Below are 21202 nucleotides of genomic sequence, written 5' to 3'. Positions count from 1 at the left end.
GGAATATAGTTGCGATCAAGGGGAATGCAACAGAAACGGCGGGCTGGGCGTACCGAATTCAGGCCTCTTACCCTTTCGATGGGGAAAACACCATGCTACCGCCGTGGAAAAGCGTGAAGGCGGCTGAGGCACCGTGCAATCCGGCCCGTGCCGCCGCACCAAGGAGGTGAAGATGAGCGTGGATGCAACCGCAGAACTGATCGCCGAGGTGCGCCGGCTGGCCGATGCGCTCGAGCGTTTGGCAGGCCCCGCCCCCGCCGTCAACGACTGGACGGCCGCCGATTGCTTCGTCTGGGTGCCCGCCAACCGCTACCTGCAGCCTGTGGCGCGTCCGAACCGGGTGGCCCTTGCCCTCATTCGCGGCGTCGACCACGTGCGCGACATCCTGCACGAAAACACGCTGCGCTTTGCTGAAGGCTTTGAAGCCAACAACGTCCTGCTGTGGGGGGCGCGCGGCATGGGCAAATCCTCGCTGGTCAAGGCCGTGCATGCCGATGTGAAGGCATCGACTGGAGCGCCGCTCAAACTGGTCGAGGTTCACCGCGAAGACATTTCCTCGCTGCCCGCCCTCCTCGATATCCTGAAGGCATCCGGAGAGCGCATCATCGTCTTTTGCGACGACCTGTCCTTCGACCACGACGACACGGCCTACAAGTCGCTGAAGGCAGCGCTCGACGGCGGCATCGAGGGGCGGCCGGACAATGTTCTGTTCTACGCCACCTCCAACCGGCGCCATCTGCTTCCGCGCCATATGTTGGAAAACGAGCAGTCGACGGCCATCAACCCGTCCGAAGCGGTCGAGGAAAAGGTGTCGCTATCGGACCGGTTCGGCTTGTGGCTCGGCTTCCACAAGTGCAGCCAGGAGGATTATCTCGGCATGATCGACGGCTACGCCGACCATTTCGACCTCGGCCTGGCGCGCGAAACCCTGCATCACGAGGCCTTAGAATGGGCAACCACCCGCGGCGGGCGCTCGGGCCGTGTCGCCTGGCAATATATCCAGGATCTTGCCGGTCGCCTGCGCAAGCCGCTTCATCGGGCCTAACCTTCTCCGCCCCCAAAAAAACGCGCATGAAAAAAGCCCGGACATGCCGGGCTTTCTCCCATCCCTCGATACGCAAAACAACTGCGAGGGCAATCTTTGTGTCTTAGCGCGGGTGAGCCCGTTGTCTTTCCTATTCCAGGAAGGTCATCGGGTTGACCGGCGTTGCGTCCTTGCGCACTTCGAAATGCACCTGCGGACGCTTTGCATCGCCGCTCATGCCGGATGTAGCAAGCGTCTGGCCGCGCTGGACCTTCTGGCCGCGGCTCACGTTGATATTCCCGGCATGACCATAGACGGTAACCTTGCCATCGTCGTGGCGCACCAGAACCGTGTTGCCGAGCTGCTTCAGGCCATTGCCGGCATAGATGACGACGCCGTTTTCAGCAGCCTTGATCGGCGTGCCCTCGGGCACCGAAATGTCGATCCCGTCATTGCGGTTGCCATCGACATTCGAACCATAAGCGGCAATCACCGCGCCGTTCACCGGCCAGCGATACTTGTCGATACCCGTCGCAGACGGGGCCGGCGTGCTGACATCGGACTTGCTTTCGACGTCGGAAAGGCTTGCGGTCTGGGTATGCGCCGGCTTTTCCGGTGCCTTGGCAGCGGCTGCCTCGTGCGCCGGAACCGAGACGGCCTCGACCTTGGCGGGAGCGGCCGGCTGAGCAGCGGCCGGCTTCACCGCCTCGCCGCCGTTTGCGACCTTCAGCGTCTGGCCGACACGGATGCCGCCATCGGAAAGACCATTGTCCGCCTTCAGGCGATCGATCGGCGTATTGGTCGCACGGGCGATCTTGGCAAGCGTATCACCGGGCTTCACGACATAGGAGCCGCCCTTCGGCGGAACCGGCTGGCCGCCGCCTGAGGGCGGGGTGAGCTTGCCGGCGTCCGCCTGCGTCTTGTCGCGGGAGGTCTGGGCGCCGGGCAGTACCGCCACCTTGTCGCCCTGATCGCGGGCGGGCTTGGGAAGCTTGCCATCGCTTGGCAAGTCGATCTGGCCGGAGGCAACGCGCGCCGGGTTCGAGCGCTCCGCATAGGTCGGGATGATCACCATCTGGCCGGCGGTGAGCGTTCCGCCATTGGCTTTGAGGATTTCCTTTTCCGGCACGCCGTAACGCTGCGAGAGCGTGGCTGCCGTCTCGCCGGGACGCATGGCAATGCGCGGGGCATTGACCGTCGACCAACCGGCCTGCGGAGCGCCTGGCGCCCGCTCGCCACCGGCGGCCGGACGGGCTGCGGCGGCAGGCGCCGGCTGCACCATGGCCTGCTGGCGCGACAGATCTTCGCGGGCCGGCGGCCGGCTGGCGACGCTGTCGGTCGGGGGAGCAAGTTCCGCGCGCTGGATCGCAACCGGGGCTGCGGCGCGCCGGGCCGGCGAAGCGCTGGCTGAACCATAACCACCCTGCTGCGGATAGGTCTGCTGCTGCGCCTGCGGATAAGAAGGCTGTTGCGCGTAACCGCCGCTCGGCTGCGGACTTGCGGAAGCGTAGCCACCGACATCATCCTGCGGCATCGGCGCCGGACCGTAGGCCCCTGCCCCCTGACGCTGCGGAATGGAAGCCGTCGTCATGTCGTCACTTCCGGGCATCAGGCCTGAGAAGCGCGTGGCATCGGAACTGCACCCGGTTGCCGCACTGGCGAGAAACGCTGCCACGGCGACGCGTACGGCTGACTTTCTCATATTCGATGAACTGTTCAAACGCATGACCCGACCTAAACGACGCAACTAACTTGACGATCATTAAAACCCGTTAGTCTTACCGTCGGGTTAAGGCAGGCAGCCACACTGCGTTTTTTTGATAAATTGATAACCATGAATCGGCTTTGCGCATTGGGGGGCCCAGGCGCCGGCCGCGCCGGTTCTCAAAGATGCAAAGCGATATGGGAGGCCAGCGGCAGGTAGGGCGCCGGAAACAGGTCCTCGCGCTCGAATCGGCTGCCGGTCTTGGTGAGGCGAACCATCATGCAATTCTCGCCCTCGGTGATAAGCGGCGCGATCATTGAGCCGCCATGCACCAGTTGCTCGGCATAAAAGCGCGGCATGCTTTCAAAGGCCGCCGTCACCAGGATACGGTCGAAGGTGCCCTCTCCCTGCAGCCCGTGCGTCCCATCCGCCTGGCGGATGATGACATTGCGAAGGCCGAGCGCTTCCATTCGAAGCTGCGCCGCCTTCACCAAGGTGCGGTAGCGCTCCACCGTCAGGACACGCTCGGCGATCCGACCGATCACGGCCGCCAGGAAACCGCTGCCTGTGCCGATTTCGAGCACACGATGGCCGGGCTTCACATGCAGCTGCGCCAGAAGCCTGGCAGCAAGATCGGCCCCTTCCATGAAGGATCCGCACTCGATGGGAATGCTGCGGCTGGAATAGGCGTCGCTCGCAAATTGTGGCGGCACGAACTGGCTGCGCGGCGTCTGCTCGATCGCCGTCAGAAGATCAAGATCGGTAATGCCCTGCGCCCGCAGCCGAAGCACCAGCGCGGCAAACCCCTCTTTCTCGATCATCGCGGCTTTCAAGCATCCACTCCCAGAGCCTGCTGAATAGCATCACGCGCCGAATGATCGGTGAGATCGAGCTTCAGCGGTGTCACCGAAATCCGGTTCATGCTGACCGCATGAATATCGGTGCCGGGCGGGAACTGTCCCGTGCGCGCACCGAATCGCAGCCAGAAATACGGATTGCCGCGCCCGTCATGGCGTTCATCCACGACAAGCCCGAAATCCGTCTTGCCCTGGCTCGTGACTTCGACACCCTCGACCTCATCCAGCGTGCAGGCCGGAAAATTCAGGTTGAGGAACGTGCCGCCGGCAAGATCCGCCTCTATGAGCTTTTCGATCAGCGCCGGGGCATGGGTTTCGGCGATCTCCCAGGGAATGACGCGGGTCTCGCCGTCGCGGCGCACCGCCTGGCTCAGCGAAAGCGAGCGGATGCCCTGGATCGTGCCTTCGATGGCGCCGGCAATGGTGCCCGAATAGGTCACGTCATCGGCAATATTGGAACCGGCATTGACGCCCGACAGGATGAGATCCGGCTTGACGTCCAGCACATGGCGAAGCCCCATGATGACGCAATCGGTCGGCGTGCCGCGCACGGCGTAATGCCGCTCGGCAACCTTGCGCAGCCGCAGCGGCTCCGACAGCGTCAGCGAATGGGCAAGCCCGCTCTGGTCCGTCTCCGGCGCCACGATCCAGACATCGTCGGAAAGACTGCGGGCGATGCGTTCCAGCACAGCCAGCCCTTCGGCATGAATGCCGTCGTCATTGGTCAGCAGTATCCGCATCTCTTTTGCGTCACACGCTCCGTTCGATCCGGGTCAGGCCGCCCATATAGGGCACCAGCACAGCCGGCACGGTGACCGACCCGTCGTCATTCAGATAGTTTTCCATGACGGCAATAAGGCAGCGGCCGACAGCCGTGCCGGAACCGTTCAGCGTGTGAACGAATTTCGGCACCTTGTCGTCCTTCACCCGGTAACGGGCATTCATGCGCCGGCCCTGGAAATCGCCGCACACCGAACAGGACGAGATTTCGCGATAGGTGTTCTGACCCGGCAGCCAGACTTCCAGATCATAGGTCTTGCGCGCGCCAAAGCCCATGTCGCCGGTGCAGAGCGTCATGGTGCGGAAATGCAGGCCAAGCCGCTTCAGCACCTCTTCGGCGCAGGCGGTCATCCGCTCGTGTTCGGCAACCGCACTTTCGGCATCGGTGATCGAGACAAGCTCGCACTTCCAGAACTGGTGCTGGCGCAGCATGCCGCGCGTATCGCGACCGGCAGAGCCGGCCTCCGAGCGGAACGAGGGTGTCAGCGCCGTAAAGCGCAGCGGCAGCTTTTCCTGTTCCAGTATCTCGCCGGAGACGAGGTTCGTCAGCGTCACCTCGGCCGTCGGGATCAGCCAGCGGCCGTCGGTCGTGCGAAACAGGTCTTCGGCAAATTTCGGCAGCTGGCCGGTGCCATACATGGCCTCGTCCCGCACCATCAGCGGCGAGGAGACTTCCGTATAGCCGTGCTCGCTGGTGTGCAGGTCGATCATGAACTGGCCGAGCGCCCGTTCCAGCTTCGCAAGCTGGCCGGTCAGCACCGTAAACCGCGACCCCGACAGTTTTGCCGCGCGGTCGAAATCCATCATGCCGAGCGCTTCGCCGATGTCGAAATGCTCCTTGGCCGGATGGTTCCACAGCGGCTTTTCGCCCACCACGCGCGCCACCACATTGTCATGCTCGTCGCGGCCGACCGGCACATCGTCGAAGGGAATATTGGGCAGGCGCGACAGCACGTCGTCCAGCGCGGCGATTGCCTCGCGCTCCTGCTGTTCGAGCGCCGGCATGGTGTCTTTGAGCGTGGCGACTTCCGCCTTCAGTTTCTCGGCCAGCTCGGAATTCTTCTGCGCCATGGCCGCGCCAATTTCCTTGGAGGCGGCATTGCGGCGCGACTGCATGTCCTGCAGCGCCTGGATCACAGACCGGCGGGTTTCATCGAGGGCGATGATGGCTTGCGCCTGCGGCTCGGCACCGCGCTTGTTTAGCGCCGCGTCGAGGGCTTCAGGGTTTTCACGGATCCACTTGATATCGAGCATCGTCGTTCCAGGTCATCTATTCAAGAGTTATGGCCGATGCGATGCGCCCGGCCGAAAGGAAAGTCCGGCCGAGATATCCTGTTCTGCCGGAACGGATGGTCAGGCCTCGTCGGACTTGGAAGGTTCGGACTTGGCGACACCGGACACCGCGCCCGTCTCGGCCACAGCCTCTTCGGCGCGCTTGCGCTCGACCAGACGTGCAGCATAGATGGAAATCTCGTAGAGAAGGATGGTCGGCAGTGCAAGGCCGATCTGGGACATCGGATCGGGCGGCGTCAGCACCGCAGCCACCACGAAGGCGAGCACGATGGCGAACTTGCGCTTTTCGCGCAGCCACGCGCTCGACAGGATGCCGACGCGGGCAAGCAGCGTCGTCACCACCGGCAGCTGGAAGACGAGGCCGAACGAGACGACGAGCGTCATGATCAGCGACAGGTATTCCGACACCTTCGGCATCAGCGAGATCGCCACTTCTCCGTCGCCGGGCTTCTGCTGCATGGCCAGGAAGAACCACATCACCATCGGCGTGAAGAAGAAATAGACCAGCGCGGCCCCCATCAGGAACAGGATCGGTGAGGCAATCAGGAACGGCAGGAAGGCGGCGCGCTCGTTCTTATAAAGACCCGGCGCCACAAATTTGTAGATCTGCGAGGCGATGATCGGAAATGCGATCACCAGGGCCCCGAACATGGCGACCTTGACCTGGGTGAAGAAGAATTCCTGCGGGGCCGTGTAGATCAGTTCCGATTTCGACACGTCGAGACCGGCCCAGATGACGGCCCATTTGTAGGGGATGACCAGCAGGTTGAAGAGCTGCTTGGCAAAGAAGAAGCAGACCAGGAAGGCCACGAAAAACGCCGCCAGCGACCAGATCAGTCGTGTGCGCAGTTCCATGAGATGCTCGATGAGCGGCTGTGGCTTGTCGTCAATCTCGCCGGTCATGCTTCATCCTTGGGTGTCGTCGATTTCTTGCGCGTCCGTGCGGCGGGCTTCACAACCGCTGGCTCACCGGCCGCCCCGGATTCGGTGCTGGCTGGAACAACGGCAGATTTTGCCGCACGCCGTGGCTTTGCAACGGCAGGCACTGCTGTTTCCAAGGCAGGCGAAACGCCGGCCACGTCAGCGGGCTTTACAGCCGGCTTGCGCGCAGCGCGAGGCTTCCTGGCCACCGTCGTAGGCTCGACGACCGCTGGCGAAACGCTCGCCGGCGCGCTGGTTGCCGGGGCGCTTGCCGCTGGAACTGGGGTGGTCGCGGGGCTCGCAGGAGAAGGCGTTCCGGTCGCTGCACCGGCAACCGGCTGCGCCGGCGTTGCAGCCACGATCGGCGGCGTTTCCGGCAGAGGCAGCGAAGGCGCTGGCATGAGATCCTCGACGGATGTCACCTCCGGGCCTTCCGATTCGACGGACTTCGGAACTTCCGTCGCCTTCTGCAGGTCGTTCCGGATCTCGTTGCCCATTTCGCGCAGCGGGTTCATCGCTTCGCGCAGCGCATTAGCCGGATTGAACCGCTGCGCATCCGAAATGGTCTGGCGCACATCGTCCATGTCCGCTTCCCGCAGAGCCTGGTCGAACTGTGTGCGAAAATCCCCTGCCATCTTTCGCAGGTTGGAAGTCATCTTGCCGAATGCGCGCAGCATCGGCGGCAAGTCCTTCGGCCCGACGACAACGATCAACACGACCGCGATGACAAGTAACTCTGTCCAGCCGATGTCCAGCATTCGCTACGCTCCTGGCGGTGCCGCGCCGAGGCGCGGCTCCGAACGATTATTTCGTTTCTTCACGCTGGTGATCGACCGTCTTGCCGGTCACCGGCGGCGGCGGAGCGTCGTTGGCATCGTCATCCGCCATGCCCTTCTTGAAGCTCTTGATGCCCTTGGCAACATCGCCCATCAGATCGGGGATCTTGCCGCGTCCGAAGAAGATAAGCACGATGATCAGAACGATCAGCCAATGCCAAACACTAAAAGAACCCATGCTACCACTCCATCATTGCGCGTCGCCGTCGATGTAAGACGTTTGCGCTTGATTTTCAAACAACAAAATTTCGTCTCCTACGACCTTTACACTCACGTCTGCGAGACTGCGTGGCAAGGGATCCGCACGGATGTGGGCGGATGGCGGCGGCATCGCGCCACCGGTCTTGCTCAAAGCGCCGCCAGGCCGGGTCCGGAAGCGGCGATCCCGGCTATTCCCCGTCCTCGCCTGCAGGCGTCAGAAGACCCAGCTCTTCCAGATCGAGCTGAGTGATCGGATCCTCCTCCTCCGACAGATCGTCCGCAGACATCGGGATCGGAATGCGAAAGTCCGGCGGAATGCGGCCCGACAGAAGCCCCGCCCCCTTCAGCTCCTCAAGCCCCGGCAGATCGCGGATTTCCTCAAGGCCGAAATGGTCGAGAAAGCGCGGCGTGGTTCCGAGGGTGACCGGACGGCCGGGCGTGCGCCGTCGCCCGCGAAACCGCACCCAGCCGGCCTCCATCAGCACGTCGAGCGTTCCCCGCGAGGTCTGCACGCCGCGAATGTCTTCGATTTCAGCGCGCGTGACCGGCTGGTGGTAGGCAATGATCGCCAGAACTTCGAGCGCCGCGCGCGACAGCTTCCGCTGGTCGTTATCGTCGCGACGGATGACGAAGGAGAGATCGGCCGCCGTGCGGAAGGCCCAGCGATCCTCGACACGCATGAGGTTCACGCCACGCGGCGCATAGAGGCGCACCAGCCGTGCCATGATCTTGCGCAGATCGATGCCGCGCGGCAGACGCTCCAGCAGAAACGCCTCCGACACTGGCTCGGCCGCGGCAAAGATGAGCGCTTCCGCGGTGCGCTCCGCCTCGAGTTCGGAACCGGAGACACCGCTCGCATCCGCCCCTGCCGAATCAGGAACAGACGCAGGTGCCTCGGACGTTGGCTCGTCCGCCTCCTGCAAAACCTCTTGCTCGTCGGGTTGCTGCACGCCGCAATCCTCTATTCGTCGGCAGGATCGGCAACAGGGTCGCCGCCTGTGCCCGTGGAGGGGCGGCCGGTGCCCCGGCGCATATAGATCGGCGCGAACACGCCGTCCTGGCGGATTTCCAGCTTGCCCTCGCGCACCAGTTCCAGCGAAGCGGCAAAGGCGCTCGCCGTTGCCGTCACACGGTCGGCGGGCGGCATATAATCAAGCAGATAGCGCTGCAGCACAGTCCAGTCACCGATCTCGCCCAGCATGCTGGTCAGCAGTTCACGCGCCTCCACCAGCGACCACACCTTGCGCCGCTCGATGGTGACCTGCATCACCGCCTGGCGCTGGCGAAGATTGGCGTAAGCGTTCAGAAGATCGTAGAGATTGGCCTCGAAGGCCGCCCCGTTGCGTTCGGCGATATGCTCGGGCGCACCGCGGGCAAAGACGTCGCGGCCAAGCCGGTTGCGGTTGACGAGTCGTGAAGCCGCCTCGCGCATGGCTTCCAGCCGCTTCAGGCGAAAGGCAAGCGTTGCCGCCATTTCCTCGCCGCTCGGTCCATCCTCCTGGCGCACCTGCTGGGGAATGAGAAGTTTCGATTTGAGATAGGCAAGCCAGGCTGCCATCACCAGGTAATCGGCGGCAAGCTCGATGCGCACGCGCCGGGCGCTTTCGACAAAGGCGAGATATTGCTCGGCGAGGGCGAGCACCGAAATGCGCGCCAGATCGACCTTCTGGGTACGGGCAAGATGCAGGAGAAGATCGAGCGGCCCCTCAAAGCCGCCGACATCGATGACAAGCGCCGGCTCGCTCAGCGCGCGCTCTTCACTCTCCTGCCAAAGCCTGTCCATTGGCGTGGCAGACTGCGGTGTCTCTGCGGCCATGCCTTCAGCCCTTCCTGCCTTCCCGGCACAGACATCCCTCAGGCAACCGGCACGAGGGATGCAAATTCGGCGCGGAGTGCCTCTTCGCTTGCACCGTCAGCCGGCCGGAACGCCCCCTGCACCGCCTGCGCGCGTTGAAGCGACTTGCCCGCAAGCTCCGGCACTTCGCGCACAACCTGGATCATTTCGTCCATCACACCGTTGCAATGCAAGACAATATCGCAGCCACCGGCGATAATATCGGCGGCCCTTTCGCCAAGCGTGCCCTTGAGTGCGTTCATCGAGCTGTCGTCGGACAGAAGCAGGCCGTCGAAACCGATCGATCCGCGCACCACCTCCTCGATCACCGTGCGCGAAGTCGTGGCGGGACGTTCCGCATCGATGGCTGTGAAGACGATATGCGCACTCATCGCCATGACCTCGTCCTTGAGTGCCCGGAACGGGGCGAAATCCTGCGCCTCCAGCTCGGCGCGCGTGGCATTGACCACCGGCAGATCGTGATGCGAATCAGACATGGCCCGGCCATGGCCCGGCACGTGCTTCATGACAGGCAGCATGCCGCCGGCCTTCAGCCCTTCGGAGGCGGCGGTTCCAAGCGCAGTCACCATCGCCGCATCGCCGCCATAGGAGCGGTTGCCGATGGCAGGCGTCGCGCCCTCCACCAGAACGTCCAGCACCGGCAGGCAGTTGACGTTGATGCCGAGTTTGGTGAGGTCGAAGGCGTGCAGGCGCGACATCAGCCATGCGGCGCGAAGGCCGGCGGCCTTGTCTGCGGCAAAGAGCGCGCCGAGCTCGGCTCCGGCGGGATATTTTTGGACGTGCGGTGGACGGATGCGCTGCACGCGCCCACCCTCCTGGTCGATCAGCACCGGGGCATCGGGCCGGCCGATCGAATCGCGCATGGAGGCGACCAGATCGATGATCTGCTGCGGTTCGGCGAGATTGCGGGCAAACAGGATGAAGCCCCACGGGCGCTCGTTCCGATAGAGCGCGATTTCATCGGCCGTCAGGGCAAGGCCGGCACATCCAAGGATCATTGCTTTCGAAGGGCTCATGGGGATTTGTCCTTGGGCGGGAGTTTTTGGGGAAAAGAACAAGGCGACACCAGGCTCATGACCTGGAAAAAGCTTTGGCTGGCAGGGGGCGCGGCTCGTCTGCACTGGACGCAAGCCGGTGGGGCAAGGGGAAGGAAGCCGCCTGGGGCGCAAAGTCCATCCTGCGCTCAAGCAGACGGGGCGTTTCCGCCCCGTTCGTGCCATTCCAGATCTTGCGGTACACGCACATGCCTTAGCGGGCGATCAGGCAGGTGCCGCCTGCGGCGCGGTAGCGTTCGCAGAGCGCTGCCGCTTCGTCCTTGGTGGAGCCGGCAGCGATTCGGACCCGGTAAAAGGTGCCCTTCCCCGCCACATCCGCCCGGGCGATGTCATGCGCGCGCCCACCGATGACGCCGGCAAACTTGCTGGCGATATTGGCGTAGGATTTCTGCGCATCCGCCTCGCTGGGCAGCGATGCCACCTGGATATAGTAGCTGCCAGCGCCGCTTGAGGCCGAAGGTGCGGAAACAGGCGCGGAAGCCTGGATCGGGCGGGCAGCGGCTTCCGTGGTGGTTGCCACCGCATTTGTCGGCTGCCGCGAGGGGCGCGCGGTCGGCACCGGTGCTGCAAACTGCGGTGCCGTGGCGGCCGTATCGACTGCCGCCTGCGTGCCGGTCAGGGCCGCTGTCTGCTCCACATCCACATCTGCAAGCTCCGTAGGCTTCGTTCCCTGCGGCTGAGAAATCGGCGCGATGCCAGCGGCTGAGGCCGGCTCGGTACGGGCGCCGCCGGATGCCGCAACGGTCTCGGCCCGCACAGGGCGTGCCGCTGTCTCGGCCGGGGCCTTGCCCTGGGCCGGCACATCCGTCACCTGCTCGACCAGCGTTCCATCGGGACGCACGATCATGGTTTTCACGCGGCGCGGCATGACCGCCAGCTGATCACCGGCCTGCTGGCCGGACGCTGCGGCCTGGTGCGGCAGAAGGCGCGGATCCTGGGTGTCGCCCACATTCGTGGCCGCCACATCGGCGCCGTCTTCCTCACCTTCCATCGGAAGGTTGTCGGGCATCAGGGTTTTCTGAACGACATCCATCGGCTGCTCGTCGGACGAAATCAGCGCCGACTGCTTGGGGTCGTTCAAGGCGCCGCCTGCGACACGGTCATACACGGCCTTGTCCTGGTTCGGCACCGTCTTGCCACCGGGATTTTCCGGCACCATCTTGATCGCATCGGTATCTGCGGCAATCACCACCGGGGCCGCATTGCCGCCCATGCCGGACCGGCCGCCGGCAAACCAGACATAGGCCGACACGCCAGCCACCAGCACAAGGCCGGCAACCGAGGCCGGCACGATCCAGCGGGCAGCGCTGCGGCGCGGCGCTTCATAATAGGCTTCGTGGTCGCCCTCGTCCTCCTCGGACCCGACAGACCGGCCAGGCTGGATCGGCTGCAGGAGCGTGCGGCGGAAATCCTCTTCCAGCGCGCGTTCGAAATCATCGAACTCATTGGCCGTTGCCGGCGTCTGCGGCGCCGGCGCAACGGCAGCAATCGAGGGGGCCGTCGTCGGCGTTGCGCGGCTCCTGGCCGGCTCCTGCGCAACAGGCGCTGCCGGTGCCGGCGCTTCAAACAGCGAGGCCAGTTCCGAATCCAGATGCAGGTCGAAGTCCGAATGCGGGACCGGACGCTGTTCTGGCTCATGGGCCGGCAGATCCGGAACATTCAGATCCGGAACGCTTTCCAGCATCTCCTCGGTATCGGCAAAGAGCGCGGGATCAAAGGCGTCGGGCGCAAAATCCGGCACCGCCGCAGGGGTTGCCACGACAGGCTGGTCAGCCACCGGCTCCTGCGACATCGCTGCAGCAGACCGGGACGAGGCCAGAAAGGCCGGAACCACGGGGCTGACGGTAGCCGCAGACGAAGCCGGGCGGGCCGCAAACGGATTGGCGGCGGCGGCTGAAGCAGCCGGGGCGGCCGCAGCAGCATCGGCTGCCGGACGCGCAACGGGCTCAGCCAAGAGCGCTTCGCCCTTTTCAGCCACAGTCTGGCGCGGAGGCTCGGCAGCAGGCTTGCCCTGAGGCGCAGAAAAGCGCGGCTCAGCGGCGAGAATATCGGAGAAATCCAATTCGAGCTCTTCAAGCGACAGCTCGAAATCATCTTCGTTCAACAGCTCAAGCGGTGCCGGATCCGCCTTGGACACAGGCGCAGGCGACACATCGCCGCCCCGCCGGAACAGATCAGGTTCGACGGGAGCCTCAGTCCGCGAGGACCGCGACGCATAGTGATCCACGTCGTAGACCGGCTCTTCCAGCGGCTGGAAGCGACCCTTGTCGGCAACACGTGCATCGGACGCGGCAGGCGCTGCGCTTCTAACATCCGTGAGTTCCGTCGCCAGATCGTCATCCGTCAGCAAGGGCGTCTCGAATGCGTCGAGCGCGTCCAGATGCGGCGCGGAGCGCGCAACATCGACGTTCGAATCGGCGTCCGGAGCGCGGCGGGCGGCGGGCGCCTCAGCCACCGGAGCGACCGGGCTTTCTTCCCTATATTGCGGCTGCAGGCGTGGCTCGGCAGCCATCACAGGTTCAACGGTCCGCTCGGGCGCCCGGTTGAAATTGGCAAGCGGCATGCGGAAGCCCGGCTCATAGGCCTTGGCGGGCGGACGCGACGAAGCCTTGCGGGCAACCGGTGCCGGCGCGGCAACCAGCGAGGTTTCCAGTTCGGAAATCAGGTCCAGCTCGAAACTTTCATCCATGACGGGCTGGGGGACGGACGGCTCCGGCAGGACGCGCAGAGGCTCTGCACGTCGCGATTCTGCCTGAAAGTGGAACGGATCGACGCCGCCAAAGGCGGGCTCGATAGCAGCCCCCGGCGCTTCAAACGGCTCACGCAGGCCAAAGCCGCCAAAATCATCCACACGGCCTTGCACGTCAAAGGCTGGAGAAGCCGGAGCAAGCGACTGCGTCGGCACGGCACCCGCATCCAGATCATCGGCAAAGGGATCGACGCCCCGCATCTCAGCGGAGTGAGCCTGCGGCGCATAGACGCGATGCCTGTCACCAGCCTCAGGCGCAGCAAAGTGCGGCTCCTGCGGCAGATTGCCGGATGCTGCGATCGCAGTTGCGTCCAGCGCCAGATCGTCCGCCGGATCAAGGCGGGGCGATTCGTAGCTTTCGAATTCGCGCAGCAATTCGTCTTCAAGATTGAAGGCCGGCTCCTGGCGCGACGAGGACATCGGCCGGGCGGACGAGCGCGGTGAAGACGGCTGCCTCTGCGACGGCCGATCGTCGTAGCCTGCAATCCGCGCAAGCTCCGCCAACGGATCATCATCAGCAAAGAGATCCGGTCCGCTACCGCGGCCAAGTGCAACGCTGTTGTCTGCCATACCTTCGTCCACTCACCTACGCTAACACAACCACCTGCCAGCGCATTATGGGGAAATGGTGGCGGGACTATCGCATCTCGTCCGGTGCGGCTGTCCCCGTAATGGACAACCCGGACTTCAAAACAGAAGCGACGGCGCGCACCAGCCCGAGCCTGGCGATGGTGGAGTTTCGGTCGTTATCCTTAACAAACCGTAAGTCAGGGTTGTCTTTGCCCTTATTCCAATGCGCATGGAAGGAACTTGCCAGATCATAAAGGTAAAAAGCAAGCCTGTGTGGCTCCTGAGACAGCGCTGCGGCCTCAATCAGACGGGGATATTCGGCAATTTTGGCAATCAGCTGGATCTCGGCCGAATCAGTGACATCCGAAACGGCATCGGAGAGATCAACTGATTCGATGTCAAGATCAGGGAACGCTTCGTTTGCCTGGCGGAAAACCGACATGCAGCGCGCATGCGCGTACTGGACGTAAAAGACCGGGTTTTCCTTGGAATGCTCCGTCACCTTGGCAAAGTCGAAATCGAGCGGTTCGGAGTTCTTCCGGTACAGCATCATGAAGCGCACCGGATCGCGGCCGACCTCGTCCACCACCTCGCGCAGCGTGACGAAATCGCCGGACCGCTTCGACATCTTCACCGGCTCGCCGTTGCGATAAAGCTTGACCAGCTGGCAGAGCAGCACGGTGAGCTTGGCCGAGCCGCCGGAGACGGCCCGCGCCACGGCTTCCAGCCGCTTCACGTAGCCGCCATGATCGGCGCCCAGCACATAGATCATCTCGTCATAGCCGCGCTCGAACTTGTCCTTGAAATAGGCAACGTCGGCGGCAAAATAGGTGTAGCTTCCATCGGACTTGATGAGCGGGCGATCGATATCGTCGCCGACTTCGGTGGAGCGGAACAGCGTCTGCTCGCGGTCTTCCCAGTCTTCCGGCAGCTGGCCCTTCGGCGGCGGCAGCGTGCCGCGATAGACATGGCCCTTGAAGGTCAGGTCGTTGATGGCCTGGCGGATGCGAGCTGCACCATCGGCATGCAGCGTGCGCTCGGAATAGAACACGTCATGGTGGACATTGAGCGCCTCCAGATCGGCGCGGATCATCACCATCATGGCGTCGATGGCCCGCTCCTTGACGAGCGGCATCCACTCGTCCGGCGACATGTTGTGCAGCTTGGTGCCGAATTCCTTGGCCAGCGCCTCGCCGACCGGCACCAGGTAATCCCCCGGATAAAGCCCCGCCGGGATTTCGCCGACGGTTTCACCCAGCGCTTCCCGGTAACGCAGGAAGACGGAGCGGGCGAGCACGTCGATCTGCGAGCCCGCATCGTTGATGTAATATTCCTTGGCCACGTCGTAGCCGGCAAATTCCATCAGATTGGCAAGGGCATCGCCCACAACCGCGCCGCGGCAGTGCCCGACATGCATCGGGCCGGTCGGGTTGGCCGAGACGAATTCGACATTGACCTTCTTGCCCTTGCCGACGTTTGAGCGACCATAATCCGTGCCGGCGCGAATGACGGAGGCAAGCAAACGCTGCCAGTAATGTTGCGAGAGCCGGATATTGATGAAGCCGGGGCCGGCCACCGTCACATCCACGATGTCGGCGTCCTCCTTCAGCTTCTCAGCGATGATATCGGCCAGCGCCCGCGGATTGGTGCCGAGCGGCTTTGCCAGCACCATGGCGGCATTGGTTGCGACATCGCCATGGCTTGCATCGCGCGGCGGCTCGATGGTGAGGCGGCTGAAATCGACGAGGTCGCGCTTTTCCCGGATGATGTCGAGGGTCTCGAGGGCGTCTTTGATCCGGACTTCGAAATCAGCGAAAAGGTTCATGGGTCTTCATCCGCGCAAACGACGGCGGGCGCCGTCCTGAGGTTCTGTTGGTGGGGTGCCTAGCCCAATTCGGGGGTATGGTCAAACATCCGGCGATGGGCCTTCACCGCATAGGTGTCGGTCATCCCCGCCAGATAATCGCCCACGTGACGCGCCTTTGCCGCTTCGCCAAGCCCGGCCATGTGGCTGACCCAGTAATGGCTCTGCATCTGCGACGGGTCTGCCATGTAGGCACCGAAGAGATCGGTCACGATCTGCGCCGCGCCTGCCCGGATCCGCATGATGTCCGGGTGACGGTAGATGCGGGAGAACAGCAGCTTCTTGATCGCCCGATCGGTCTTGGCCATGTCGTCGGAAAACGTCGCGATCACTTGGTCTGCGGCGCGGATATCCCCGACATTTTGCGGGCGCAGCGCGTCAAGCCTTGCCTGGGCCACGCCGATCACATCCTCCACCATATGGGTGATCTGGCGGCGCATGATCTCGTTGGCAAAGCGGGCCGGCTCCAGAACCGGATATTTCGCCCTCACCTGCCGCATCATGTCGGCGAGAAACGGCACATCCTCCAGCATCTCGAAGGTGAGATAGCCGGAGCGAAGCCCGTCATCGATGTCGTGGGTATTGTAGGCGATGTCATCGGCAATGGCGGCCACCTGCGCCTCAAGGCTTGCAAAGCTTGCAAGCTCCAGGTCGTTCAGCTCGCAGTAATCGAGAATCGGCTGCGGCACCGGCCCCTTCAACCCCATGCCAGCCGCATCCATCAGTGGCCCGTTGTGCTTGACCAGCCCCTCAAGGCTTTCCCAGGTGAGGTTGATGCCGTCGAACTCGGCATAGCGGCGCTCGAGCTTGGTGACGATGCGCAGCGACTGGGCATTGTGGTCAAAGCCGCCATAGGGTTTCAGCATCTCGTCGAGTGCATCCTCGCCGGTATGGCCGAAGGGCGTATGGCCGAAATCATGCACCAGCGCCACGCCCTCGGCGAGATCCTCGTCGATCTTGAGCGCCCGGGCGAGCGCACGGGCAATCTGCGCCACCTCGATCGTGTGGGTGAGCCGCGTGCGGTAATGATCGCCATCGACGCCGATGAACACCTGCGTCTTGTGCTTGAGCCTGCGAAACGCCGTGGTATGCACGATGCGGTCGCGGTCGCGCTGGAATTCGGAGCGGGTGAGACTGGAGCTTTCGGGAAACAGACGGCCGCGCGACGACCAGGGGTCGGATGCATAGATGGCCCGTTCGCCGGAGCCGAATCCCAGACTGCGTGTATCGATCGTCATGCTCAAACCCGTTTTGCACCTGTCTGCACGACGCAAGGCGCGAAGCACCCATTGACGCCAGATTTAACCCTTCATACCTATAGAGGCACAACGGCGCAAAGCCGATGACGGCAATCTCCGGGCCTTGAACCCGGCAGGAAGGCAAAAAATCATGACTGACACCACCACCGTGACCCTTTCGGAATCCGCAGCCAAGCGCATTGCCCAGATCGTCAGCGCCGATGACGGCGCAAAGGCGCTGCGCGTTTCGGTCGAAGGCGGCGGCTGTTCCGGCTTTTCCTACAAGTTCGACCTGACGCAGGATGAAACCGACGACGACGTGGTGGTTGCCCGCGGCGATGCCAAGGTGTTGATCGACAGCCTGTCACTCGTCTACATGGCCGGCTCCGAGATCGATTTCGTCGACAACCTGCTCGGCCAGTCGTTCCAGATCAAGAACCCCAATGCGGTTGCCAGCTGCGGCTGCGGCACGAGCTTCTCCATCTGAGCATCGCGGATTGAGGAGAACGGCTTTTGCCGCTTCCCAAGATGGGCTCATGCGTTAAAAGGAACCGACGAGAGGTACCCAACGCATGAAAATTGCCACCTGGAACATCAACGGCATCAAGGCGCGCATCGAGAACCTGCGCCAGTGGCTGGCGGATTTTTCGCCGGACATCGTCTGCCTGCAGGAAATCAAGTCGGTGGACGAAGGTTTTCCGCGCCTGGAGATCGAGGCGCTCGGCTATCATGTCGAGACGCACGGCCAGAAAGGCTTCAACGGCGTTGCGATCCTCTCGAAGCGCAAGCCGGACGAGGTGATGCGGGGCCTGCCGGGCGACGACAGCGACGAACAGTCACGCTATATCGAGGCGGTATTTTCCGTGCCGTCCGGCGTCGTGCGGGTCGCCTCGATCTACCTGCCGAACGGCAACCCCTCCGACGATCCGGTCAAATATCCCTATAAGCTTGCCTGGATGGAGCGCCTGCGCCGCCATGCCGAGGAGCGCCTGACGCTGGAGGAGCCGCTGATCCTTGCCGGCGACTACAATGTCATTCCCGAGCCGCATGACTGCTTCGACCCGACCGTCTGGGCAACCGACGCGCTGTTTCTGCCGCAGACGCGCGCCGCATTCCGCAGGCTCGAGCATCTCGGCCTCACCGACGCCGTGCGCGCCACCAGCGACCAGACAAAGCTCTATACGTTCTGGGATTATCAGGCCGGCGCCTGGCAGAAGAACAACGGCATCCGCATCGATCATCTGATGCTGTCGCCGGAAGCGGCAGACCGGCTGCGGGCGACTTCCATCGAAAAGACGGTGCGGGCCTGGGAAAAGCCTTCGGACCACGTTCCCGTGGTCGGATATTTCGATTTCGCCTGAGGCGATCCTGCGAGGCGACGGGCGTTGATTGCGCCTATTCGTCCCCGCCATTGGCGGCAAACTGCTGCGACAGAACGATGGCCGTGCGACGGTCCCGTTCGCTAGAGAGCGAGAAGGCATCCTCCTGCAATTGCTGCATCCAGGGACAATCCTTCTGGCTGCACCGGTCAAGCGCGGCGGTGAGAAACGCAAGGCCGCGCACCGTCTGGCCTTCCTGGAACAGCACATTGCCGAAGACGGCCATGGCGCCGGGATGGCCGCTCTTGCGCGCCTGGTTCAGCCATTTCTTGGCCTGCTGCATGTTGGGTGCGCCCCCCTCGCCGGCCATGATCATCTTCGCCAGCTGAAACTGCGCCTCGGCCACGCCGAAGGTGGAGGCCGCCTGGAAATAGAGCTGGCGGGCCTGCGACAGGTCCACACGCACCGGCGAGCCCGGAATGCCATGCCGGTAATAATCGGCGAGCGACAGCAGAGCATTCACGAAGAAGCCGGTATCTTCCGAGCCCGGCTCGACGCCCTGGCTTGCGATCTCGTTGTAGATCTTGAAGGCTTCAAAGTCGTTCTTCGCCACGCCATCGCCAAAGGCATACATGTTGGCAAGCGCCCAGCGCGAACCTGTATGGCCCTTTTCGGCGGCATATTTATAGGCTTCGACCGCATCCTGCTTCTGGCCGTTCTTATAGGCCTTGAAGCCGAACTTGAAGAGATCGAAGGGGCCGGATTCCTTGCTGACGCCGGAATTGATGTCGAACGCGGCACAGGGGTTGAAGGCTGCCGCCGCCAGCATCAGTCCGGCGGCCCAGAGGCCCATCGAACGGTGAAGAATGAGCGGCATGTTCAGACTTCCTTAACCATGCCGGTGTTTGATCGGACAAAGGGTGAGAGCATTGCTTCTGATGGATGCGCTTGAAATGTGTGGCCGCAGATCACAATGAGGGTCATGCACGTACTCCGAACAAACGATCAATGACGCCGGACCTCACGAACCCGCGACTGACCGGGTTGAGCGGCGCATGCCGCTTCCGGTTGTTCAGAGAATAGACCGCATTTTCGGCAATACTACGACCCGCTTCTGCAATGTGTGGTGTCACGTCGAAAGCCCCGCGAACGCTTGGCTGCGTCCTGGCCATCCACGGCATTTCACTGAAGAATTCGCCCATGTTGCTCCGATATGCGCCCCCGCCCCCGCAAGGTCCGCTCGTCTTGTCGGCCCTATCGCTGCTCCTCGTTTGTGGCGGGAAATAGACATTGGGGCCAACCGCAATACTACGGATGATTGTCGTAAGAATCTGTTGCCGAATCGTCACAAAACGCGAATTCGGCACAGTATTGTCGCGGAGACGAAAAAGGCCCGGACATGCGCCGGGCCATTTCATTGCGGGAGTTCAAGCAGACGTCAGAAGCGCACTTTCAACGATGTGTTGACCGCGGCCACGACATCGTCCTTGAAATTATAGGAGAGGTCATCGCCGTAGGTTACGCCGTTGAGCGATACCGTGCCGGACGATCCGCCGGTCAGGATGCCCAGCACACCTGCGAGGCGAATTTCGACCGTCTTGTTCGGCTGGTAGGCGACACCTGCGCCGAACAGCCAGGTATCGGTCTGTGCGCCGAAGCCTTGCGAGGTTCCCCGATCCCAGGTGACGCTGACGGCCCCGCTCCACTGCTCATTGAACTTGTGGCCTACGCCGCCGGTGACGGTCCAGCCGTCCCGATAGCCGAGGTCGAGCGTCGTCAATGCGGTGGGGCTCGACAGGGTGCAGCTGCTCACGGTGCCCGTCACGCAGAACGGAATCTTCTGGAACTGGCTCCAGTCCGTCCATTTCAGCGAGCCGAAGGCAAGCCAGTCGGGGGCAATCCCGGTCTGCAGCTTCAGTTCGAGCGAATCCGGCGTCCGCTGCTCCCCGAAGACATTGTAGGGCTGCCCGCCATTCAGCGCGGGATTGGCCTGCCTCAAATCAAGCGTGCCCGTGAGGTTGCTGAGGTTGACTTCGCTGTTGTAAACAAGGCTCGCGCGTACGGCGTATTCCGGGATTTCGTAAGCGATGCCGGTCCGCCATCCCCAGCCATGGCCTTCCAGATCCAGACGTCCCACGCCAGACAGGGATGTGGGTACATTGGTGTAATCCTGCACCAGGCGCTCCTTGAAACCGGAGACTTCCTGGTAAAAGGCGCCGCCGATCAAACGCAGCTGCCCCGGCCCCAGATCGAACCGGTAGGAACAGGTCGCTGCGTAGTTGTCGCTCTCGACCTTGGTTTCGATATTGTTGTTGGCGCCGGCCCAGTTGCGGCCCGGATTGGAATGCGCGCCCCAGGGCTGCGAATAGTCAAACATGCAATCGACCGAATCGCCGATCGCCGCCTTGATGCCGAGACGTGGCGCCCAGTAGCCTTCCGTGTCGTCCGAACTGGACGACAAACCGTTGAGGTTACCGCCGCCGGTGCCCGTCCCCGTCCCGTTATAGGGATAGACAGCCGAGGTCGTATAGTTGTCCCTGACGTTTCTCGCCTTGCGCTGAGGCGCGACATAGGTGGTGGTCGCTTCGGCTGCCACAGTCGACGGATCAAACAGCAGATCGATATTATAGCCACCGCGCTCCAGCCCCCCAGCCGATGCACCGGTGTGCAGGGATGCGGCGGCAATGGCGGCCAGCAGACCTCTGCAGATCAATTTTCCTGTCATGTGTGTCTCACTCCCCTGCATATAGAGGAGCGAACCTAAATGCATGTGTTTGAAAGACAACTTGCTAATTTTATGCCGCACCGCAACACCCCACCTGCCCGATTTACGTAAATGTCCGAGGATCAGGAGCCATAAACCCTTTGGGGCGTATTTTTTTCTACTAAATTTGTGAAAACGCAGGTTTTTCTGCAACGGAATTCCTCAATTCGG

Annotated in this window: 19 protein-coding genes; 3 read left to right on the top strand and 16 right to left on the bottom strand. The window is 62.9% G+C overall.

What is annotated here, in order from left to right; translation table 11 throughout:
- Nucleotides 1-172 precede the first annotated feature (172 nt).
- Nucleotides 173-1045, top strand: a complete 873-nt coding sequence (locus tag J2858_RS09995) for an ATP-binding protein (protein WP_210104638.1) — start codon at nt 173-175, stop codon at nt 1043-1045.
- Nucleotides 1046-1175: 130 nt separating this feature from the next.
- On the opposite strand, the gene J2858_RS09990 is transcribed toward J2858_RS09995, so the two are convergent.
- From J2858_RS09990 to J2858_RS09930, 13 genes are all read right to left on the bottom strand, one after another.
- Nucleotides 1176-2750: a LysM peptidoglycan-binding domain-containing M23 family metallopeptidase gene (locus J2858_RS09990; RefSeq protein ID WP_210104637.1), complete on the bottom strand. Its 1575-nt coding sequence runs from the start codon at nt 2748-2750 to the stop codon at nt 1176-1178.
- A gap of 158 nt (nt 2751-2908) precedes the next feature.
- Nucleotides 2909-3550, bottom strand: a complete 642-nt coding sequence (locus tag J2858_RS09985; protein ID WP_377296590.1) for a protein-L-isoaspartate(D-aspartate) O-methyltransferase — start codon at nt 3548-3550, stop codon at nt 2909-2911.
- An 8-nt stretch (nt 3551-3558) separates the two neighbouring features.
- The gene (surE, locus tag J2858_RS09980) at nt 3559-4326 is read right to left on the bottom strand and encodes a 5'/3'-nucleotidase SurE (RefSeq protein WP_210104635.1); all 768 of its coding nucleotides are present in this window, start codon (nt 4324-4326) and stop codon (nt 3559-3561) included.
- Nucleotides 4327-4336: 10 nt separating this feature from the next.
- Entirely contained in the window at nt 4337-5620 is a 1284-nt protein-coding gene (gene serS, locus J2858_RS09975; RefSeq protein ID WP_210104634.1) for a serine--tRNA ligase, read from the bottom strand.
- A 99-nt stretch (nt 5621-5719) separates the two neighbouring features.
- Nucleotides 5720-6562 (bottom strand): twin-arginine translocase subunit TatC, encoded by an 843-nt coding sequence (gene tatC, locus J2858_RS09970; RefSeq protein ID WP_210104633.1) that lies wholly within the window; start codon nt 6560-6562, stop codon nt 5720-5722.
- Entirely contained in the window at nt 6559-7338 is a 780-nt protein-coding gene (tatB, locus tag J2858_RS09965) for a Sec-independent protein translocase protein TatB (protein ID WP_210104632.1), read from the bottom strand. The genes tatC and tatB overlap by 4 nt, the downstream gene beginning before the upstream one ends.
- A 46-nt stretch (nt 7339-7384) precedes the next feature.
- Entirely contained in the window at nt 7385-7594 is a 210-nt protein-coding gene (locus J2858_RS09960; protein ID WP_210104631.1) for a twin-arginine translocase TatA/TatE family subunit, read from the bottom strand.
- A gap of 211 nt (nt 7595-7805) precedes the next feature.
- Nucleotides 7806-8567, bottom strand: a complete 762-nt coding sequence (scpB, locus tag J2858_RS09955; protein WP_348635468.1) for an SMC-Scp complex subunit ScpB — start codon at nt 8565-8567, stop codon at nt 7806-7808.
- Nucleotides 8568-8578: 11 nt separating this feature from the next.
- Nucleotides 8579-9433: a segregation and condensation protein A gene (locus J2858_RS09950; protein WP_210104630.1), complete on the bottom strand. Its 855-nt coding sequence runs from the start codon at nt 9431-9433 to the stop codon at nt 8579-8581.
- 38 nt (nt 9434-9471) lie between these two features.
- Nucleotides 9472-10488 carry a beta-N-acetylhexosaminidase gene (nagZ, locus tag J2858_RS09945; protein WP_210104629.1) on the bottom strand — a complete coding sequence of 339 codons (1017 nt, stop codon included), beginning with the start codon at nt 10486-10488 and terminating at the stop codon, nt 9472-9474.
- A gap of 232 nt (nt 10489-10720) precedes the next feature.
- Complete coding sequence (locus J2858_RS09940) at nt 10721-13846, bottom strand: SPOR domain-containing protein (protein WP_210104628.1); 3126 nt, start codon at nt 13844-13846, stop codon at nt 10721-10723.
- 67 nt (nt 13847-13913) lie between these two features.
- Complete coding sequence (argS, locus tag J2858_RS09935) at nt 13914-15671, bottom strand: arginine--tRNA ligase (RefSeq protein ID WP_210104627.1); 1758 nt, start codon at nt 15669-15671, stop codon at nt 13914-13916.
- A 59-nt stretch (nt 15672-15730) separates the two neighbouring features.
- Entirely contained in the window at nt 15731-16948 is a 1218-nt protein-coding gene (locus J2858_RS09930; protein WP_210104626.1) for a deoxyguanosinetriphosphate triphosphohydrolase, read from the bottom strand.
- 151 nt (nt 16949-17099) lie between these two features.
- Between J2858_RS09930 and erpA the strand changes: the two genes are divergently transcribed.
- Together erpA and xth are read left to right on the top strand one after the other, a co-directional pair.
- Nucleotides 17100-17435: an iron-sulfur cluster insertion protein ErpA gene (erpA, locus tag J2858_RS09925; RefSeq protein ID WP_210104625.1), complete on the top strand. Its 336-nt coding sequence runs from the start codon at nt 17100-17102 to the stop codon at nt 17433-17435.
- Nucleotides 17436-17520: 85 nt separating this feature from the next.
- On the top strand, nt 17521-18309 hold the full coding sequence (gene xth / locus J2858_RS09920; RefSeq protein ID WP_210104624.1) for an exodeoxyribonuclease III: 789 nt from the start codon (nt 17521-17523) through the stop codon (nt 18307-18309).
- 34 nt (nt 18310-18343) lie between these two features.
- Here the strand turns inward: xth and exoR are convergent, their stop codons facing one another.
- From exoR to J2858_RS09905, 3 genes are all read right to left on the bottom strand, one after another.
- The gene (exoR, locus tag J2858_RS09915; RefSeq protein ID WP_210104623.1) at nt 18344-19144 is read right to left on the bottom strand and encodes an exopolysaccharide production regulator ExoR; all 801 of its coding nucleotides are present in this window, start codon (nt 19142-19144) and stop codon (nt 18344-18346) included.
- Between the two features lie 103 nt (nt 19145-19247).
- Nucleotides 19248-19469: a hypothetical protein gene (locus J2858_RS09910; protein ID WP_210104622.1), complete on the bottom strand. Its 222-nt coding sequence runs from the start codon at nt 19467-19469 to the stop codon at nt 19248-19250.
- A gap of 236 nt (nt 19470-19705) precedes the next feature.
- Nucleotides 19706-20992, bottom strand: a complete 1287-nt coding sequence (locus J2858_RS09905; protein ID WP_245365695.1) for an OmpP1/FadL family transporter — start codon at nt 20990-20992, stop codon at nt 19706-19708.
- Nucleotides 20993-21202: the final 210 nt, after the last annotated feature.

This window comes from Neorhizobium galegae (genome assembly GCF_017877135.1).
GTDB classification, from domain to species: domain Bacteria; phylum Pseudomonadota; class Alphaproteobacteria; order Rhizobiales; family Rhizobiaceae; genus Neorhizobium; species Neorhizobium galegae_A.
Note: the sequence above shows the minus strand (reverse complement) of the source record. Positions and strands in the feature narration are given on the sequence as shown.

Excerpts from the sequence above, each read along its gene's own strand:
- serS (WP_210104634.1), bottom strand. The coding sequence starts at position 5,620 with ATGCTCGATATCAAGTGGATCCGTGAAAACCCTGAAGCCCTCGACGCG.
- J2858_RS09960 (WP_210104631.1), bottom strand. The coding sequence starts at position 7,594 with ATGGGTTCTTTTAGTGTTTGGCATTGGCTGATCGTTCTGATCATCGTG.
- J2858_RS09930 (WP_210104626.1), bottom strand. The coding sequence starts at position 16,948 with ATGACGATCGATACACGCAGTCTGGGATTCGGCTCCGGCGAACGGGCC.
- surE (WP_210104635.1), bottom strand. The coding sequence starts at position 4,326 with ATGCGGATACTGCTGACCAATGACGACGGCATTCATGCCGAAGGGCTG.
- exoR (WP_210104623.1), bottom strand. The coding sequence starts at position 19,144 with ATGCCGCTCATTCTTCACCGTTCGATGGGCCTCTGGGCCGCCGGACTG.
- J2858_RS09940 (WP_210104628.1), bottom strand. The coding sequence starts at position 13,846 with ATGGCAGACAACAGCGTTGCACTTGGCCGCGGTAGCGGACCGGATCTC.
- J2858_RS09995 (WP_210104638.1), top strand. The coding sequence starts at position 173 with ATGAGCGTGGATGCAACCGCAGAACTGATCGCCGAGGTGCGCCGGCTG.
- J2858_RS09910 (WP_210104622.1), bottom strand. The coding sequence starts at position 19,469 with ATGGGCGAATTCTTCAGTGAAATGCCGTGGATGGCCAGGACGCAGCCA.
- tatC (WP_210104633.1), bottom strand. The coding sequence starts at position 6,562 with ATGACCGGCGAGATTGACGACAAGCCACAGCCGCTCATCGAGCATCTC.
- J2858_RS09990 (WP_210104637.1), bottom strand. The coding sequence starts at position 2,750 with ATGCGTTTGAACAGTTCATCGAATATGAGAAAGTCAGCCGTACGCGTC.
- J2858_RS09905 (WP_245365695.1), bottom strand. The coding sequence starts at position 20,992 with ATGACAGGAAAATTGATCTGCAGAGGTCTGCTGGCCGCCATTGCCGCC.
- J2858_RS09985 (WP_377296590.1), bottom strand. The coding sequence starts at position 3,550 with ATGATCGAGAAAGAGGGGTTTGCCGCGCTGGTGCTTCGGCTGCGGGCG.
- J2858_RS09950 (WP_210104630.1), bottom strand. The coding sequence starts at position 9,433 with ATGGCCGCAGAGACACCGCAGTCTGCCACGCCAATGGACAGGCTTTGG.
- argS (WP_210104627.1), bottom strand. The coding sequence starts at position 15,671 with ATGAACCTTTTCGCTGATTTCGAAGTCCGGATCAAAGACGCCCTCGAG.
- xth (WP_210104624.1), top strand. The coding sequence starts at position 17,521 with ATGAAAATTGCCACCTGGAACATCAACGGCATCAAGGCGCGCATCGAG.
- erpA (WP_210104625.1), top strand. The coding sequence starts at position 17,100 with ATGACTGACACCACCACCGTGACCCTTTCGGAATCCGCAGCCAAGCGC.
- nagZ (WP_210104629.1), bottom strand. The coding sequence starts at position 10,488 with ATGAGCCCTTCGAAAGCAATGATCCTTGGATGTGCCGGCCTTGCCCTG.
- tatB (WP_210104632.1), bottom strand. The coding sequence starts at position 7,338 with ATGCTGGACATCGGCTGGACAGAGTTACTTGTCATCGCGGTCGTGTTG.